Source organism: Salmonella sp. 741265050_HSA (genome assembly GCF_046569445.1).
Taxonomy (GTDB): Bacteria; Pseudomonadota; Gammaproteobacteria; order Enterobacterales; family Enterobacteriaceae; genus Salmonella; species Salmonella enterica.
Map to the genome: position 1 here is coordinate 859,049 of NZ_JBKFSV010000001.1, position 13,785 is coordinate 872,833.

Sequence of the window (13,785 nt, forward strand, 5' to 3'; positions counted from 1 at the left end):
GCATTCGTCGCGCTCGCTACTCTCTGTGTTTAAACATAAAAACGCTATTTCATTTTTCTAGGTAAGGAAAAATTTCATGGAGATCTCATGGGGTCGCGCCATGTGGCGCAACTTTTTAGGCCAGTCGCCCGACTGGTACAAACTGGCACTACTTGTCTTTTTAATTGTTAACCCATTTATTTTCTTAGCTAATCCCTTTGTTGCCGGTTGGCTACTGGTGGCAGAGTTTATCTTCACCCTGGCGATGGCGTTAAAGTGTTACCCCCTGCTGCCCGGCGGGTTACTGGCCATTGAAGCCGTCATCATCGGCATGACCAGCGCCGCCCATGTACGTGAAGAGGTTGCCGCCAACCTGGAAGTCTTGCTGCTGCTGATGTTTATGGTGGCAGGCATCTACTTTATGAAGCAGTTATTGCTGTTTATTTTTACCCGTCTGTTACTCAGTATTCGCTCGAAGATGGTTCTGTCGCTGGCCTTTTGCGTCGCCGCCGCGTTCTTGTCGGCTTTCCTTGACGCGCTTACCGTCGTCGCGGTGGTGATCAGCGTCGCCGTCGGTTTTTACGGGATTTACCATCGTGTGGCCTCATCGCGCGGCGAAGAGAACGATATGCTGGACGACAGCCATATCGATCCGCATTACAAAACGGTGCTGGAGCAATTCCGCGGATTCTTGCGTAGCCTGATGATGCATGCGGGCGTGGGGACGGCGCTGGGCGGCGTCATGACCATGGTCGGGGAGCCGCAAAACCTGATCATCGCTAAAGCGGCTGGCTGGCATTTCGGCGACTTCTTTTTACGGATGTCGCCTGTCACCGTCCCGGTACTGATATGTGGACTGTTAACCTGTATGCTGGTCGAGAAAATGCGCTGGTTTGGCTATGGCGAAACGTTGCCCGAAAAAGTCCGTGACGTCTTGCAGCAATTCGACGATCAAAGCCGTAAGAAGCGCACCCGCCAGGATAAAATTAAACTAATAGTCCAGGCGGTTATTGGCGTCTGGCTGGTTACCGCCCTCGCCCTCCATCTCGCGGAGGTGGGACTGATTGGTCTGTCGGTCATTATTCTGGCCACCGCGTTAACGGGTGTAACCGATGAACACGCCATCGGCAAAGCGTTTACCGAGTCGCTGCCGTTTACTGCGCTGTTAACCGTTTTCTTCTCCATTGTGGCGGTTATTATCGATCAACATCTTTTCGCGCCGATTATTCAGTTCGTCTTGCAAGCCTCTGAACACGCGCAGCTAACGCTGTTCTATCTCTTTAACGGCCTGTTGTCTTCCATCTCAGATAACGTCTTTGTCGGCACCATTTATATCAACGAAGCGAAGGCGGCAATGGAAAACGGCGCAATCAGCTTAAAACAGTTTGAGCTGTTAGCTGTGGCCATCAATACCGGTACTAACCTGCCATCGGTAGCGACGCCAAATGGTCAGGCGGCATTCTTATTTCTGCTGACCTCCGCGCTGGCGCCGTTAATCCGTCTCTCCTATGGCCGTATGGTCTGGATGGCGTTACCGTACACTATCGTACTGACCCTGATAGGGCTACTGTGCGTCGAATTCACTCTTGCGCCGGTCACCGAATGGATGACTCAGGCAGGATGGTTAGCAACGCTTTCGTAACGTTTGACCGGGCAATACACCGCCCGGCTCCGATTTTTGCCTGATAATTATCCAATTACACATTATTTCATTTCCCGCTAGTGGCGCACGAATTGAATTGGTTTACACTGCGGTCTCTACGCATGTTGCAGGGAAATTATTATGTTGCGATTTTTAAACCAGTGCTCACGGGGTCGGGGCGCATGGTTACTGATGGCGTTTACCGCCCTGGCGCTGGAAATGGTGGCGCTGTGGTTCCAGCACGTCATGTTACTTAAACCTTGCGTGCTATGTATTTACGAACGTTGTGCCCTGTTTGGCGTGATGGGCGCGGGTCTGGTCGGCGCAATAGCGCCGAAAACGCCGCTGCGATACGTGGCAATGGTTATCTGGATTTACAGCGCCTGGCGGGGTCTACAACTGGCGTATGAACATACGATGATTCAGTTGCATCCCTCGCCGTTCATGACCTGTGACTTTATGGCGCGCTTTCCAGACTGGTTGCCGTTGGGTAAATGGCTGCCGCAGGTGTTTGTGGCATCCGGTGATTGCGCCGAACGCCAGTGGTCGTTTTTAACGCTGGAGATGCCGCAATGGCTGTTGGGGATCTTTGCCGCTTACCTTGTGGTGGCGATAGCCGTCGTCATAGCCCAGGCATTTAAGCCTAAAAAACGCGACCTGTTCGGTCGTTGATACACACGCTCCTTCGGGAGCGTTTTTTTTGCCCGAAGCGTTGTTTGCCAGTGATTAAAAAGCGTATATTAAATACATCTTTTAATCACCACATCAGGGAGATGTCTTATGTCCCACTTACGCATCCCGGCAAACTGGAAAGTTAAACGCTCTACCCCCTTTTTCACCAAAGAGAATGTTCCGGCGGCACTGCTCTCTCATCACAACACAGCGGCAGGCGTTTTCGGACAACTCTGCGTGATGGAAGGCACCGTGACCTACTATGGCTTTGCGAATGAAACCGCGACAGAACCCGAAGTGAAAGTGGTGATTAATGCCGGGCAATTCGCCACCAGTCCGCCGCAATACTGGCATCGGGTAGAGCTGAGCGATGATGCGCGGTTCAACATTCATTTTTGGGTAGAGGAAGACCATCAGGGCGAGGAAATGTATCAACAGAAAAAAGCCTGACATCGGTAAAGCAGTCACCACTGGGCGGCGTCCCGCCCAGTAGCCAGGTGATTAATGGCGCTAATTAAACGCTAGAGTAGTTTAATTTTAACGTGGTATCCCTCAAGCCCTTTCATCGTTTCTCGCGGCACGAACTCTATTTCGGAAACCTCTTGCCCGGTTTTCTTCCGTAGTTCGGCGACCTTTTTGCTAATGAGTGCCGCGATTTCCTCTTCTGCTTTATGTGTCAACTCTTCGCTGTTCATTGATTTCCTCCTTTGAACTCGCAAACGGCTAAGCGCAATAAGACAGTGTCGTCATGGACGCGCTACTATTTTAACGTACAAAAAATTATAGGCTATCTTTCTGAGAGTTATCAGGATGTTTCACTTTGAAAGATGTAAAAAAACCGCCTGGCACAGGAGCTGCATCAGGCGGTTGGTTAATAGCACAAGTCGCTATCTACGAGGATCTTCAACCTCATTCTGGGTATCCGGGTCGAGAGGATCGTCTCCCTCTGGCGTATCCGGAATATTTTCACCAGGAAGCGGGTCATCCTCTGGTAATGGATCGACTAAATCAGGACGTTCAGACATAAAGCCTCCAACGAACCATAGTTATTAAAGATACCCTACAGCACTACTTTTGGTTTTTCTTTGGATTTTTTCCTTCGTCTTCGGGTGTCTTATCAGGCTTCCTGGGCTGATCCTTTGAAACGCGCAACGGTTGGTTATTCATGGGGTAACTCCTCAGGATAGGCAGCGATATACTGCTTTGAAAGTATAGAGTCGCCGCCATACGTGCGCGAGCGCAGCGACAAGGCGCGTGAGGGAGGAATAGAAGGCGGTGATAACGCCAGGTGACGGAATTTGCACGCAATTCCTGGTTTCAGGGGCCGCCCGGCGTAAATTAAAGAATTGTAAACAATCAGCCGTTTTGTCGAAGACTTATTCTGCCCACGACGGTTTATTTAAAATATGATCCTGCCAGTCCCGTACTTCAGATTCTTTAACCGCGATATGACGGACAGAAATTCGCTCGCCATGCATAGCGGCTTTCGATCCAGTCAGCAGCGGATGCCACGTCGGCAAGGGCTTACCTTCCGCTAACAAACGGTAGGCGCAGGTCATCGGCAACCATTCAAAGCCTGGCAAGTTTTCGCGAGTGAGTTTGATACAGTCGGGTTCAAATTCAAAACGGCGTTCATAATGACGGCACTGGCACGTTTTGATATTTAATTGCCTGCACGCCACGTTGGTGAAGTAGATTTCATCTGTATCTTCATCCATCAGCTTATGCAGGCAGCATTGACCGCAGCCATCGCACAGCGACTCCCACTCGGCATCGGTCATTTCATCCAGGGTTTTACGTTGCCAGAAAGGTGTATCGCTCATTAAAGTATCCGCCATTGCACTAAAGCTGCACCTTATAACCAGTCTGGCCTGCAGATGCAAGTTTTACCGCCGCTGAAGGCGGCAAGCAGATTTTACAGAACGCGGGTAGACAACGTTTCGCCATTAAAACGAATGTCCAGCTCATCGCCGCTTAATAATGGCCCCACGCCTGCCGGCGTGCCGGTTAGCACCACGTCCCCGGCTTTGAGCGTAAAATAGCGGCTCATATAGGCGATAAGAGGCACAATAGGATGAATCATATCCGCGGTCGACCCTTGCTGGCGAACCTCGCCATTAACGTTAAGTCCGATAAGCGTATTTTGCGGATCGCCGCAGAAGGCCGCGACAGGGATGAAGCCTGAAATCGGACATGCGTTATCAAAACCTTTGGCTTTTTCCCAGGGCTGTCCGGCCTTTTTCATTTTCCCTTGAATATCGCGCAGGGTTAAATCAAGCGCCACGCCATAACCGGCTATCGCTTTACGTACATGATCTTCGGTCGCCTGGCGGAGCGTTGCGCCAATCAGCACAGCAAGCTCAACTTCATGATGAACAGCGCCCATATCCGCCGGAATCGCCAGCGGCTGGCGAATATCACACAATGCGGTTTCCGGCTTGATAAAAAGCACGGGTTCTTCCGGCGTCGCGCTGCCCATCTCCTTGATGTGATTTGCGTAATTACTGCCCACGCAGACCACTTTACTTACCGGGTAATCAAGCAAGGCACCTTGCCAGTTACGATGTTGATACATATTTTCCCCTAAGATCATGATGGAATTCAGGCGCGGCGCCGAATACCGTTTAACGGTCAGCGGGCGACGTATTTTGTCCCACCGAAGAAAGATGTTGTTTCAGCAAATCTTCCGGCGGCGGCGGCAATTGTAAATAATAGCCCTGCTCGCTTAACGCCTGTTTTACTTTTTCGAGCTCGGCATTGACTAATTTTTTACGTCCATCAAGCGGCAGCATCATCGCTAACTGCGGCTGACCGAATCCTTTCATCAATGCTTCAGGCACCCGCGAAAAATCGTCTTTTTTTTCGACATACAAATAGGTTTGATCGCGCTTGCTACTTCTATAGATCACACAAAACATACTTTTACTCTGAATTAACGGGATGGTGACTTGCCTCAATATAATACTGACTATAACATGCCTTCTGGACTTCGGAATATCACTCCGTATCGGAGATGATAAATAGCAAATTGAGTAAGGCCAGGATGTCAAACACGCCAATCGAGCTTAAAGGCAGTAGCTTCACCTTATCAGTGGTTCATTTGCATGAAGCGGAACCAGAGGTTATTCGTCAGGCGTTAGAAGACAAAATAGCGCAGGCTCCTGCGTTTTTAAAACACGCCCCTGTCGTTATTAACGTTAGCGGTCTTGAAAGCCCGGTAAACTGGCCGGAACTGCATAAGATCGTGACCTCAACCGGCTTACGCATTATCGGCGTGAGCGGCTGTAAAGACGCCAGCCTGAAAGTAGAAATCGATCGGATGGGTCTTCCTTTACTGACTGAAGGTAAAGAGAAAGCGGTTCGGCCTGCGCCCGTTGAGCCGGCAACGCCCAACGAACCGCCGCAAAACGCTAATCCCATCACAAAAACGCGATTAATTGATGTTCCGGTTCGTTCCGGTCAGCGCATTTATGCTCCACAATGTGATCTGATTGTTACAAGTCACGTCAGCGCTGGCGCAGAGCTTATCGCTGACGGCAATATCCATGTCTATGGCATGATGAGAGGTCGCGCGCTGGCAGGGGCGAGCGGCGATCGGGAAGCGCAAATTTTTTGTACCCATCTGACGGCAGAACTGGTCTCTATCGCAGGTGTTTACTGGCTGAGTGATAAAATCCCGGCAGAATTTTATGGCAAAGCGGCGCGCCTGCGTTTAGCAGACAACGCTTTGACAGTTCAACCGTTGAATTGATCCCTTTTTAACAAGGAATTTTTATGGCACGCATTATTGTTGTTACTTCGGGTAAAGGGGGCGTTGGCAAGACCACCTCCAGCGCGGCCATCGCTACAGGTTTGGCCCAGAAGGGAAAGAAAACTGTCGTCATTGATTTTGATATCGGACTGCGTAACCTCGATCTGATTATGGGGTGCGAACGTCGTGTCGTTTACGATTTTGTAAACGTCATTCAGGGCGATGCGACACTGAATCAGGCGCTGATCAAAGATAAGCGTACTGAAAATCTCTTCATTCTTCCGGCGTCGCAGACCCGGGATAAAGACGCGCTGACGCGCGAAGGCGTCGCTAAGGTACTGGACTCACTGAAAGCAATGGACTTTGAGTTCATCGTTTGCGACTCGCCGGCGGGTATCGAAACCGGGGCGCTGATGGCGCTCTATTTTGCCGATGAAGCGATCATCACGACTAACCCGGAAGTCTCTTCTGTCCGTGACTCGGACCGTATTCTGGGTATTCTGGCATCGAAATCTCGTCGCGCAGAAAATGGCGAAGAACCGATTAAAGAACATCTCCTGTTGACGCGCTACAATCCAGGCCGCGTCAATAAAGGCGACATGCTCAGCATGGAAGATGTACTGGAGATTCTGCGTATTAAACTCGTCGGGGTGATCCCGGAAGATCAATCCGTACTGCGCGCATCGAACCAGGGCGAACCGGTGATTCTTGACGCCACTGCGGATGCGGGTAAAGCCTATGCAGATACCGTAGATCGTCTGTTGGGAGAAGAACGTCCTTTCCGCTTCATTGAAGAAGAGAAGAAAGGTTTCCTCAAACGCCTGTTCGGAGGATAAATTATGGCATTACTGGATTTTTTTCTCTCGCGGAAAAAGAGTACCGCTAATATTGCAAAAGAGCGGTTGCAAATCATTGTCGCGGAACGTCGCCGTAGCGATGCCGAACCGCATTATTTACCGCAGTTACGTAAAGATATTCTTGAGGTCATTTGTAAATACGTACAAATCGATCCGGAAATGGTTACCGTCCAGCTTGAGCAAAAAGATGGTGATATCTCCATCCTTGAACTTAACGTAACGCTGCCGGAAGCCGAAGAGTCAAAATAAGCTCTTTTATGGGAAAATTCCTGGATTAAAAAAGGCAGAAGAATCTGCCTTTTTTATTTTTTTACATTATTCCGAATACGGACATTTATTTCACTGGCCGTTTTCCCGGCAATTACCGCCGTTAACGCGGATACTCCTGCAACAGAAGAGTTAACTTCTCCGCCATCAGTTCGGCGCGCCAGCCGGAAATCAATTCCGGTTGCCCATTTTGCGGTTTTAATTTCCAGTGCCAGTTAAGCAACTGATTAATCTGCCGACGCGATGCCAGTAGCTCGCCGCTGACGTGATGCGACGCGCTCACCTCCGCCACCAGCGCTTTGATGGCCTTAAACGCTTTGCGATAGCCCGTCATGTCCATCAGATTCAACAGGGGTTCCGGCAATGCCTCTTCCGGTAACGCCTGTGCTTTCGCCACCAGCGATATCAACGTCTTGCCGTGAAAACGAATCTCGCTGCCGGAAAGCCCCAGGCTATCCAGCTCACCGAGACTGCCCGGCATATAACGCGCGACCGCCCACAGATTTTCTTCACGCACAACAAAGTTCACCGCCATATCGCGCTCACGCGCCTTACGCAGCCGCCAGTCAGCTAAAAGTTGCAGACAGGCTAACTGGCGAGTACGCAGTTGCCAGGCATTGGTGATATCCCGCCATGCTTCTTCCGGCGCCTGAATCTCCTTACGACGCTGCTGCATCAATCGGCATTCATCAAGCGCGGCAGGCAGCCATCCTGCGGCTTCAGTTTCAATCATCAGCTTTTTGGCGATCGGTAACAGATACCAGACATCCGCCGCCGCGTATTCACACTGACGTTCGCTTAAAGGCCGGGCTAACCAGTCGGTACGAGACTCGCTTTTATCCAGCGCCACGCCCGTATACTCTTCTACCATCGACGCAAACCCCCACGACAGCGGGCGCCCGCAAAACGCCGCCAGGATTTGCGTATCAATCAGGGGTTCCGGCAGTTCGCCAAACGCATTCAGAAATACTTCCAGATCTTCGCTACCCGCGTGCAGAAATTTGGTGATTCCCGTATCGCGCAACACCGCTTTTAACGGCGACCAGTCGCTGATGCCGAGCGGATCGATCAGGGCGACATTTGCCCCGTCAAATAACTGGATCAATCCTAACTGCGGGTAATAGGTGCGGGTACGGACAAATTCCGTATCTAAAGCAATAGCCGGACATGCGCGGACAGCCTCACACAGGCTCGCCAGCGCATCGTCCGTTTCAATCATTTGGTAATTCAAATCGTGTTCTCTTTGGTTCGCGCCAAAAAAAACGCCGGCTTAACCGGCGTCTCTCGTTAGCTGACTTAACGCTCAGGCTTTATTGTCTACTTTGCCACGGGCTTCGTCACGCAGTTCTCGTCGTAAAATTTTCCCAACGTTAGATTTTGGTAATTCCTCGCGAAACTCGACCTGTTTGGGCACCTTATATCCGGTCAGATGGCGACGGCAGAAGGTGATCAACGCATCGTCAGTCAATGCCGGATCTTTCTTAACCACAAAAAGCTTCACCGCTTCGCCGCTACTACCGGAAGGCACGCCAACCGCCGCGACTTCCTGCACGCCAGAATGCTGCATCACCACATCTTCAATTTCGTTTGGATAAACGTTAAAACCAGAAACCAGAATCATATCTTTCTTACGATCGACAATCCGCAGAAAGCCCTCTTCATCCATAACCGCAATATCGCCCGTATGCAGCCAGCCATCTTTAATGATTTCATCCGTCGCGTCAGGACGCTGCCAGTATCCCAGCATAACCTGCGGACCTTTCACGCAAAGCTCTCCGGCCTCACCTGGCGCGACTTCGTTGTCATCGTCATCCACCAGTTTGGCTTCTGTTGACGGTACTGGCAGGCCGATACTGCCGCTGTGATAATCAATATCATGCGGGTTGACGCTCACCAGCGGGGCGCACTCGGTCAGCCCGTAGCCTTCCAGCAGGTATTGCCCGGTCAGCTTTACCCAACGTTCCGCAACGACGTTTTGCACCGGCATCCCGCCGCCGGCTGACAGATGCAGCGAAGAAAAATCCAGCTGTTGAAACTCTTTATTATTGAGCAAGGCGTTGAATAGCGTATTAACGCCAGTCATCGCCGTAAATGGATATTTCGCCAGCTCCTTGACCAGGCCGGGGATATCACGCGGATTGGTAATCAGCAGGTTTTGCCCACCCAGCTCGATAAAAAGCAGACAGTTCATGGTTAAGGCAAAAATGTGATACAGCGGCAGCGCGGTCACTACCAGCTCTTTCCCCGGGTGCAGCAGCGGCCCATAGGTCGCTTTCACCTGCTCCAGATTCGCCAGCATATTGCGGTGGGTCAACATCGCGCCTTTCGCCACGCCCGTCGTACCGCCGGTATATTGCAGGAAAGCCAGATCTCCAGCGACAACCTCGGGTTTGACATACTGCATACGGTAGCCATGCTGTAGCGCGCTGCGAAACGAGATCGCATCTGGCAAGTGGTATTTTGGCACCAGACGCTTGATGTATTTCACGACAAAGTTAACAACCGTACCTTTGGCGGTAGAAAGCTGGTCGCCCATCCGCGTCAGAATAACGTGCTGTACCGACGTTTTCTCGACCACTTTTTCCAGCGTATGGGCAAAGTTAGAAACAATAATGATTGCCGCCGCGCCGCTATCGTTAAGCTGATGCTCAAGTTCGCGCGGCGTGTAAAGCGGGTTAACGTTCACCACAATCATGCCGGCGCGTAAAATACCAAATAGCGCGACAGGATACTGCAACAGGTTTGGCATCATCAGCGCCACACGGTCGCCTTTTTTGAGTCCCAGCCCTTGTTGTAAATAAGCCGCAAATGCCCGACTACGTTCTTCTAATTTGCGGAAGGTCATTACCTCCCCCATATTGACGAACGCAGGCTGATCGGCATAGCGCGTCGCCGCATGTTCAAACAGTTCAACCAGGGATTGATAACGGTCAGGGTTGATCTCCGCCGGAACATCAGCAGGATAACGGTTAAGCCAAACCTTCTTCAATGCATCACCTCTAAAATGAGTGTTCGTCGTCATCACAACCCCAGTTAATAAACAAGTCGTTAACATTATATTAACTCAGCGTACCAGTTTATTAATTACACAACTGAAAGGTTGCGAAGCGCGTCACTATTTATTTTTATTATGTCTCTATGAATGCAGAAACAGCGGACCAGCCGCTGTTTCTTTTATTGATAAAACAAAGTGTTACTCTGTTACTATCGTCTGAACCTCTGCGGGTCCAGGGTTATACCATCCCCAACCGCCATAGCCATAAGGCCAGGCGCGTCCGCCGTAAAACCACGGATCGATCGGCTGTGGAGGCATGACGACCTGCTGAACAAGATGCCAGCGTTTATAGCCGGTAGCCTGCATCAGCATAAATTTATACGGCGTATTGCCGATTTTACCGTCAACCGTGCCGGTTATCGGGCCGACAACGGTAACTAACTGGCCACGGAAGTCCACCGGGTCCAGAAAACCGTTCACATCGGCAAAAATTCTGCCGCGCGAGGCTTCGCCCAGAACAGGACGCGCGCCGCTATCGAGCGGTACGGTCGCGATTTCAAGCCGGGTTTTTCCCTGCTGATTTTGTACCGCCACAACTTTGCCGCCAAAACGCGCCTCTTGCCCGATATAGAGCTGCGGCGCATTCATCACCCGCACCAAATCCTGCTGCGGCGTCGGACTCGAACCTTTAATGGCATCCGGGATAGTCACGCAACCGCTCAGCATAAGCGCAAAAGCACACGCCAGCGCCCCTTTTATTAACCGTTTTTGAACCGCCATGATGCGACTCCTTTTTCTCGACCTCTATTCCACCCCACAGCATAAAGTATGGGGGGGTAATAGTAGTGAGAGTCATTCTTTGCCGGGAAGTTTCTTCCACGCCACTTCGTTACGCAAATAAACCGGCTCGGCATGTTCCACGGCAACGGTCTCTCCTGCCGCCAGCTTTTGACTGGCGATGGGCAACATATCTTCCGCTGCCGGGAGCGACACCTCCCCATCATGAAGCGTCAGGCCGCACTCCTTCGCCAGATCGGGCCACGCGGACCAACCCGTTCCTACGGTCGCCCACTCGCCGGAAAGCTGTTTCAACCGCTCACCGACCCGTTCCGGTTTCAACACCGCTTCCGTCTCTTCGCCCTGCCAGACGCCCTGCGCATCACGCTGGTATTCCGCCCAGTACACTTCGCCCATCCGCGCGTCAATCGCAGCGAGTACGCGGGTCGCGCCGGTTTTACGCCACGCGCCCTGCGCCATCGTGGCAAGCGTCGAAACACCGATCATCGGCAGATTTGCCCCTAACGCCAGCCCTTGCGCAATACCAATGCCGATACGCACGCCGGTAAAGCTGCCCGGACCGCGCCCAAACGCCAGCGCATCTATCTCATTGAGCAAGACGCCGCTGGCGGCCAGAATCTCCTGCACCATGGGCAGGATACGTTGAGTGTGTTCTCGTGGACAAAGCTCAAAGTGAGCATTGATAGTACCGTTGTTCCACAGGGCGACAGAACAGGCCTCTGTGGCGGTATCGATAGCCAGAATTCGCATGAGGTTTCGTGCTTAGATCAATAAAATAGCGCGCATCTTACCATACTCCGTAACAAATTACTCGGCGGATGGAATCGCAAGAAAGCGAACGGCACGGGCGATATCACGCGTGCGCGGCGCAGGAGGCAGGCTGGCGAGAAACGTGGCGCCATAGGGCCGCATCACCAGCCGGTTATCACAAATCACTAACACCCCGCGATCGTCCGCATCGCGAATCAGCCGCCCCACCCCCTGCTTCAGCGTAATCACCGCGTCGGGCAGTTGAACCTCATCAAACGGATCGCCGCCGCGCAAACGACAGTCTTCCATTCGCGCTTTTAACAACGGGTCGTCCGGGGAGGTAAACGGCAATTTGTCGATAATCACCAAAGATAACGTATCGCCGCGCACGTCCACCCCTTCCCAGAAGCTGCTGGTGGCGACGAGCAGCGCGTTGCCGGCGCTAACAAATTGCTGTAACAGTTGGCCTTTACTGGTTTCCCCTTGCAACAATACCGGCAGCGTCATGGTGGCGCGAAACTGCTCCGCCAGATCGCGCATCATGGCGTGCGAGGTGCACAGCATAAAACATCGCCCGTTATTGGCTTCGATAATCGGCCTGAGCATAGCCGCCAACTGTCGCGCCGCGCCGGGCTGGTTGGTTTGCGGTAGGTTACGCGGTACGCAGAGTAACGCCTGGCGCGTATAGTCGAATGGGCTGGGCAGTAGCATGGATTCTGCCTGTTCAATTCCCAGACGGGCGGTAAAGTGGTGAAGATCATCATTTACCGACAACGTGGCCGAGGTAAAAATCCAGCTACCGGGCTTCTGTTCCATCACCTCTTTGAATTTGTCCGCCACGGTGAGCGGCGTCAGCGCCAGGGTGAAATGGCGCGAGGTGCACTCATACCAGTAGCTGTATCCCGGCTGATTGATCTCTTTTAAGCGTTTCAGCCGTGAACGGTATAGCGTGGCGCGTTCAAAAGCCGCATCCAGCAGCGCCGAACGGCCCAGCGACAGCTTCGCCACGTCGTAACAAAGCTCCAGCGTATCATCCAGCAGTAAAAATGCCCGTTGGATACGTGGGTCGGCTAACAGTTCACGCAAATTTCCCCGGTAGCCGGGCTCCCCCAGTTGCAGACGAAAATCCTGGGCGCTCTGGGCAAGGCGATCGGCGCATTTTTGCAACTGTTGAGTGTCTTTCAGTTCCGTCCGGTAGGCGATGGTGATGTCTTTTGCTAAATCCAGCAACTGACGGCTGGAGAGCGATTGTCCGAAATACTGGCTGGCGATGTCAGGCAGTTGGTGGGCTTCATCGAAGATCATTACTTCAGCCTGAGGGATAAGTTCGCCAAACCCACTCTCTTTAACCACCATATCCGCAAGAAAAAGGTGGTGGTTTACAATCACCACATCCGCGTCCATCGCCTTTTTACGCGCTTTCACCACAAAGCACTCTTTGTAGAGCGGGCAATCGCTGCCAAGGCAGTTGTCGTTGGTACTGGTGACCAGCGGCCAGGCCTGGGAATCCTCCGCCACGCTGACGCAGGTGCTGATATCGCCATCCCGCGTCTGATTTGACCAGGAGCGCAGCAATATCACGTCGCTTAACGTTTGTACCGGTAAATCGCCGCCCGCCAGCGCTTGTTGTTCCAGACGCTCCAGGCAGAGGTAGTTTGAACGTCCTTTCAACAGGGCCGTCTTACCGGTAAACGCCAACGCTTTTGCTACCGTCGGCAGATCGCGGCTGTAGAGTTGATCCTGCAACGCTTTCGACCCGGTCGAAATAATGACTTTTTTCCCGGCGCGCAACGCCGGAGCGAGGTAAGCATAGGTCTTCCCGGTTCCGGTGCCGGCTTCAACAACCAGAGGCTGCGCATTTTCAATCGCTTGTGTCACGGCAACCGCCATTTGCCGCTGTGGTTCGCGCGGTTTAAAGCCGGTTATCGCTTTGGCCAGTTGGCCATCTGCTGCAAAATCGTCCGTCACACTGCCCCCTGTTAATTTGCACAGGGATTATGTCAGGGTAGAAAGGCTTACGCCAGCTACAGAGGTGACGGCGACGCCACATTGTGGCAGTCTTGAGCCATTCAAA

16 protein-coding genes are annotated in these 13,785 nt (G+C 52.2%); 6 read left to right on the forward strand and 10 right to left on the reverse strand.

Annotated features, from left to right (window positions below):
* Nucleotides 1-76 precede the first annotated feature (76 nt).
* From nhaB to ACLD4F_RS04280, 3 genes are all read left to right on the forward strand, one after another.
* Nucleotides 77-1,621 carry a Na(+)/H(+) antiporter NhaB gene (gene nhaB, locus ACLD4F_RS04270; protein WP_079944950.1) on the forward strand — a complete coding sequence of 515 codons (1,545 nt, stop codon included), beginning with the start codon at nucleotides 77-79 and terminating at the stop codon, nucleotides 1,619-1,621.
* Nucleotides 1,622-1,762: 141 nt separating this feature from the next.
* On the forward strand, nucleotides 1,763-2,293 hold the full coding sequence (gene dsbB / locus ACLD4F_RS04275; RefSeq protein WP_000943475.1) for a disulfide bond formation protein DsbB: 531 nt from the start codon (nucleotides 1,763-1,765) through the stop codon (nucleotides 2,291-2,293).
* A gap of 108 nt (nucleotides 2,294-2,401) precedes the next feature.
* Nucleotides 2,402-2,743, forward strand: coding sequence for a DUF1971 domain-containing protein (locus tag ACLD4F_RS04280; RefSeq protein ID WP_000018967.1), 342 nt, complete (start codon nucleotides 2,402-2,404; stop codon nucleotides 2,741-2,743).
* Nucleotides 2,744-2,814: 71 nt separating this feature from the next.
* Here ACLD4F_RS04280 and ACLD4F_RS04285 read toward each other — a convergent pair whose 3' ends face one another.
* The 5 genes from ACLD4F_RS04285 to ACLD4F_RS04305 all read right to left on the reverse strand — a co-directional run bounded on the left by ACLD4F_RS04285 (nucleotide 2,815) and on the right by ACLD4F_RS04305 (nucleotide 5,211).
* Nucleotides 2,815-2,988 (reverse strand): GnsA/GnsB family addiction module toxin, encoded by a 174-nt coding sequence (locus ACLD4F_RS04285; RefSeq protein WP_001083583.1) that lies wholly within the window; start codon nucleotides 2,986-2,988, stop codon nucleotides 2,815-2,817.
* Nucleotides 2,989-3,180: 192 nt separating this feature from the next.
* Nucleotides 3,181-3,318: a hypothetical protein gene (locus tag ACLD4F_RS04290; RefSeq protein ID WP_001540194.1), complete on the reverse strand. Its 138-nt coding sequence runs from the start codon at nucleotides 3,316-3,318 to the stop codon at nucleotides 3,181-3,183.
* A gap of 351 nt (nucleotides 3,319-3,669) precedes the next feature.
* Nucleotides 3,670-4,116 (reverse strand): YcgN family cysteine cluster protein, encoded by a 447-nt coding sequence (locus ACLD4F_RS04295; protein WP_043991145.1) that lies wholly within the window; start codon nucleotides 4,114-4,116, stop codon nucleotides 3,670-3,672.
* Between the two features lie 92 nt (nucleotides 4,117-4,208).
* Complete coding sequence (locus ACLD4F_RS04300) at nucleotides 4,209-4,868, reverse strand: fumarylacetoacetate hydrolase family protein (RefSeq protein WP_023196939.1); 660 nt, start codon at nucleotides 4,866-4,868, stop codon at nucleotides 4,209-4,211.
* A 49-nt stretch (nucleotides 4,869-4,917) separates the two neighbouring features.
* Nucleotides 4,918-5,211: a YcgL domain-containing protein gene (locus ACLD4F_RS04305; RefSeq protein WP_001525604.1), complete on the reverse strand. Its 294-nt coding sequence runs from the start codon at nucleotides 5,209-5,211 to the stop codon at nucleotides 4,918-4,920.
* A gap of 125 nt (nucleotides 5,212-5,336) precedes the next feature.
* On the opposite strand from ACLD4F_RS04305, the gene minC reads away from it, so the two are divergent.
* Genes minC through minE form a run of 3 tightly spaced genes read left to right on the forward strand, consistent with a single transcriptional unit; the run spans nucleotide 5,337 to nucleotide 7,150 of the window.
* Nucleotides 5,337-6,044, forward strand: a complete 708-nt coding sequence (gene minC / locus ACLD4F_RS04310) for a septum site-determining protein MinC (protein ID WP_079944949.1) — start codon at nucleotides 5,337-5,339, stop codon at nucleotides 6,042-6,044.
* 23 nt (nucleotides 6,045-6,067) lie between these two features.
* Nucleotides 6,068-6,880, forward strand: a complete 813-nt coding sequence (minD, locus tag ACLD4F_RS04315) for a septum site-determining protein MinD (RefSeq protein WP_000101047.1) — start codon at nucleotides 6,068-6,070, stop codon at nucleotides 6,878-6,880.
* Between the two features lie 3 nt (nucleotides 6,881-6,883).
* Nucleotides 6,884-7,150 (forward strand): cell division topological specificity factor MinE, encoded by a 267-nt coding sequence (gene minE / locus ACLD4F_RS04320; RefSeq protein WP_001185666.1) that lies wholly within the window; start codon nucleotides 6,884-6,886, stop codon nucleotides 7,148-7,150.
* Between the two features lie 121 nt (nucleotides 7,151-7,271).
* Here the strand turns inward: minE and rnd are convergent, their stop codons facing one another.
* The 5 genes from rnd to ACLD4F_RS04345 all read right to left on the reverse strand — a co-directional run bounded on the left by rnd (nucleotide 7,272) and on the right by ACLD4F_RS04345 (nucleotide 13,679).
* The gene (gene rnd, locus ACLD4F_RS04325; protein ID WP_079944948.1) at nucleotides 7,272-8,399 is read right to left on the reverse strand and encodes a ribonuclease D; all 1,128 of its coding nucleotides are present in this window, start codon (nucleotides 8,397-8,399) and stop codon (nucleotides 7,272-7,274) included.
* Between the two features lie 72 nt (nucleotides 8,400-8,471).
* Entirely contained in the window at nucleotides 8,472-10,157 is a 1,686-nt protein-coding gene (gene fadD, locus ACLD4F_RS04330; RefSeq protein WP_001529322.1) for a long-chain-fatty-acid--CoA ligase FadD, read from the reverse strand.
* Nucleotides 10,158-10,361: 204 nt separating this feature from the next.
* Nucleotides 10,362-10,943, reverse strand: coding sequence for a Slp family lipoprotein (locus ACLD4F_RS04335; RefSeq protein WP_000290594.1), 582 nt, complete (start codon nucleotides 10,941-10,943; stop codon nucleotides 10,362-10,364).
* A 72-nt stretch (nucleotides 10,944-11,015) separates the two neighbouring features.
* Complete coding sequence (gene tsaB / locus ACLD4F_RS04340) at nucleotides 11,016-11,711, reverse strand: tRNA (adenosine(37)-N6)-threonylcarbamoyltransferase complex dimerization subunit type 1 TsaB (RefSeq protein WP_076726682.1); 696 nt, start codon at nucleotides 11,709-11,711, stop codon at nucleotides 11,016-11,018.
* Between the two features lie 57 nt (nucleotides 11,712-11,768).
* Nucleotides 11,769-13,679 carry an ATP-dependent DNA helicase gene (locus ACLD4F_RS04345; RefSeq protein ID WP_000128801.1) on the reverse strand — a complete coding sequence of 637 codons (1,911 nt, stop codon included), beginning with the start codon at nucleotides 13,677-13,679 and terminating at the stop codon, nucleotides 11,769-11,771.
* Nucleotides 13,680-13,785 lie beyond the last annotated feature (106 nt).

Excerpts from the sequence above, each read along its gene's own strand:
- minC (WP_079944949.1), top strand. The coding sequence starts at position 5,337 with ATGTCAAACACGCCAATCGAGCTTAAAGGCAGTAGCTTCACCTTATCA.
- ACLD4F_RS04305 (WP_001525604.1), bottom strand. The coding sequence starts at position 5,211 with ATGTTTTGTGTGATCTATAGAAGTAGCAAGCGCGATCAAACCTATTTG.
- minD (WP_000101047.1), top strand. The coding sequence starts at position 6,068 with ATGGCACGCATTATTGTTGTTACTTCGGGTAAAGGGGGCGTTGGCAAG.
- ACLD4F_RS04300 (WP_023196939.1), bottom strand. The coding sequence starts at position 4,868 with ATGTATCAACATCGTAACTGGCAAGGTGCCTTGCTTGATTACCCGGTA.
- ACLD4F_RS04280 (WP_000018967.1), top strand. The coding sequence starts at position 2,402 with ATGTCCCACTTACGCATCCCGGCAAACTGGAAAGTTAAACGCTCTACC.
- minE (WP_001185666.1), top strand. The coding sequence starts at position 6,884 with ATGGCATTACTGGATTTTTTTCTCTCGCGGAAAAAGAGTACCGCTAAT.
- dsbB (WP_000943475.1), top strand. The coding sequence starts at position 1,763 with ATGTTGCGATTTTTAAACCAGTGCTCACGGGGTCGGGGCGCATGGTTA.
- ACLD4F_RS04335 (WP_000290594.1), bottom strand. The coding sequence starts at position 10,943 with ATGGCGGTTCAAAAACGGTTAATAAAAGGGGCGCTGGCGTGTGCTTTT.
- ACLD4F_RS04295 (WP_043991145.1), bottom strand. The coding sequence starts at position 4,116 with ATGAGCGATACACCTTTCTGGCAACGTAAAACCCTGGATGAAATGACC.
- ACLD4F_RS04290 (WP_001540194.1), bottom strand. The coding sequence starts at position 3,318 with ATGTCTGAACGTCCTGATTTAGTCGATCCATTACCAGAGGATGACCCG.
- nhaB (WP_079944950.1), top strand. The coding sequence starts at position 77 with ATGGAGATCTCATGGGGTCGCGCCATGTGGCGCAACTTTTTAGGCCAG.
- ACLD4F_RS04285 (WP_001083583.1), bottom strand. The coding sequence starts at position 2,988 with ATGAACAGCGAAGAGTTGACACATAAAGCAGAAGAGGAAATCGCGGCA.
- tsaB (WP_076726682.1), bottom strand. The coding sequence starts at position 11,711 with ATGCGAATTCTGGCTATCGATACCGCCACAGAGGCCTGTTCTGTCGCC.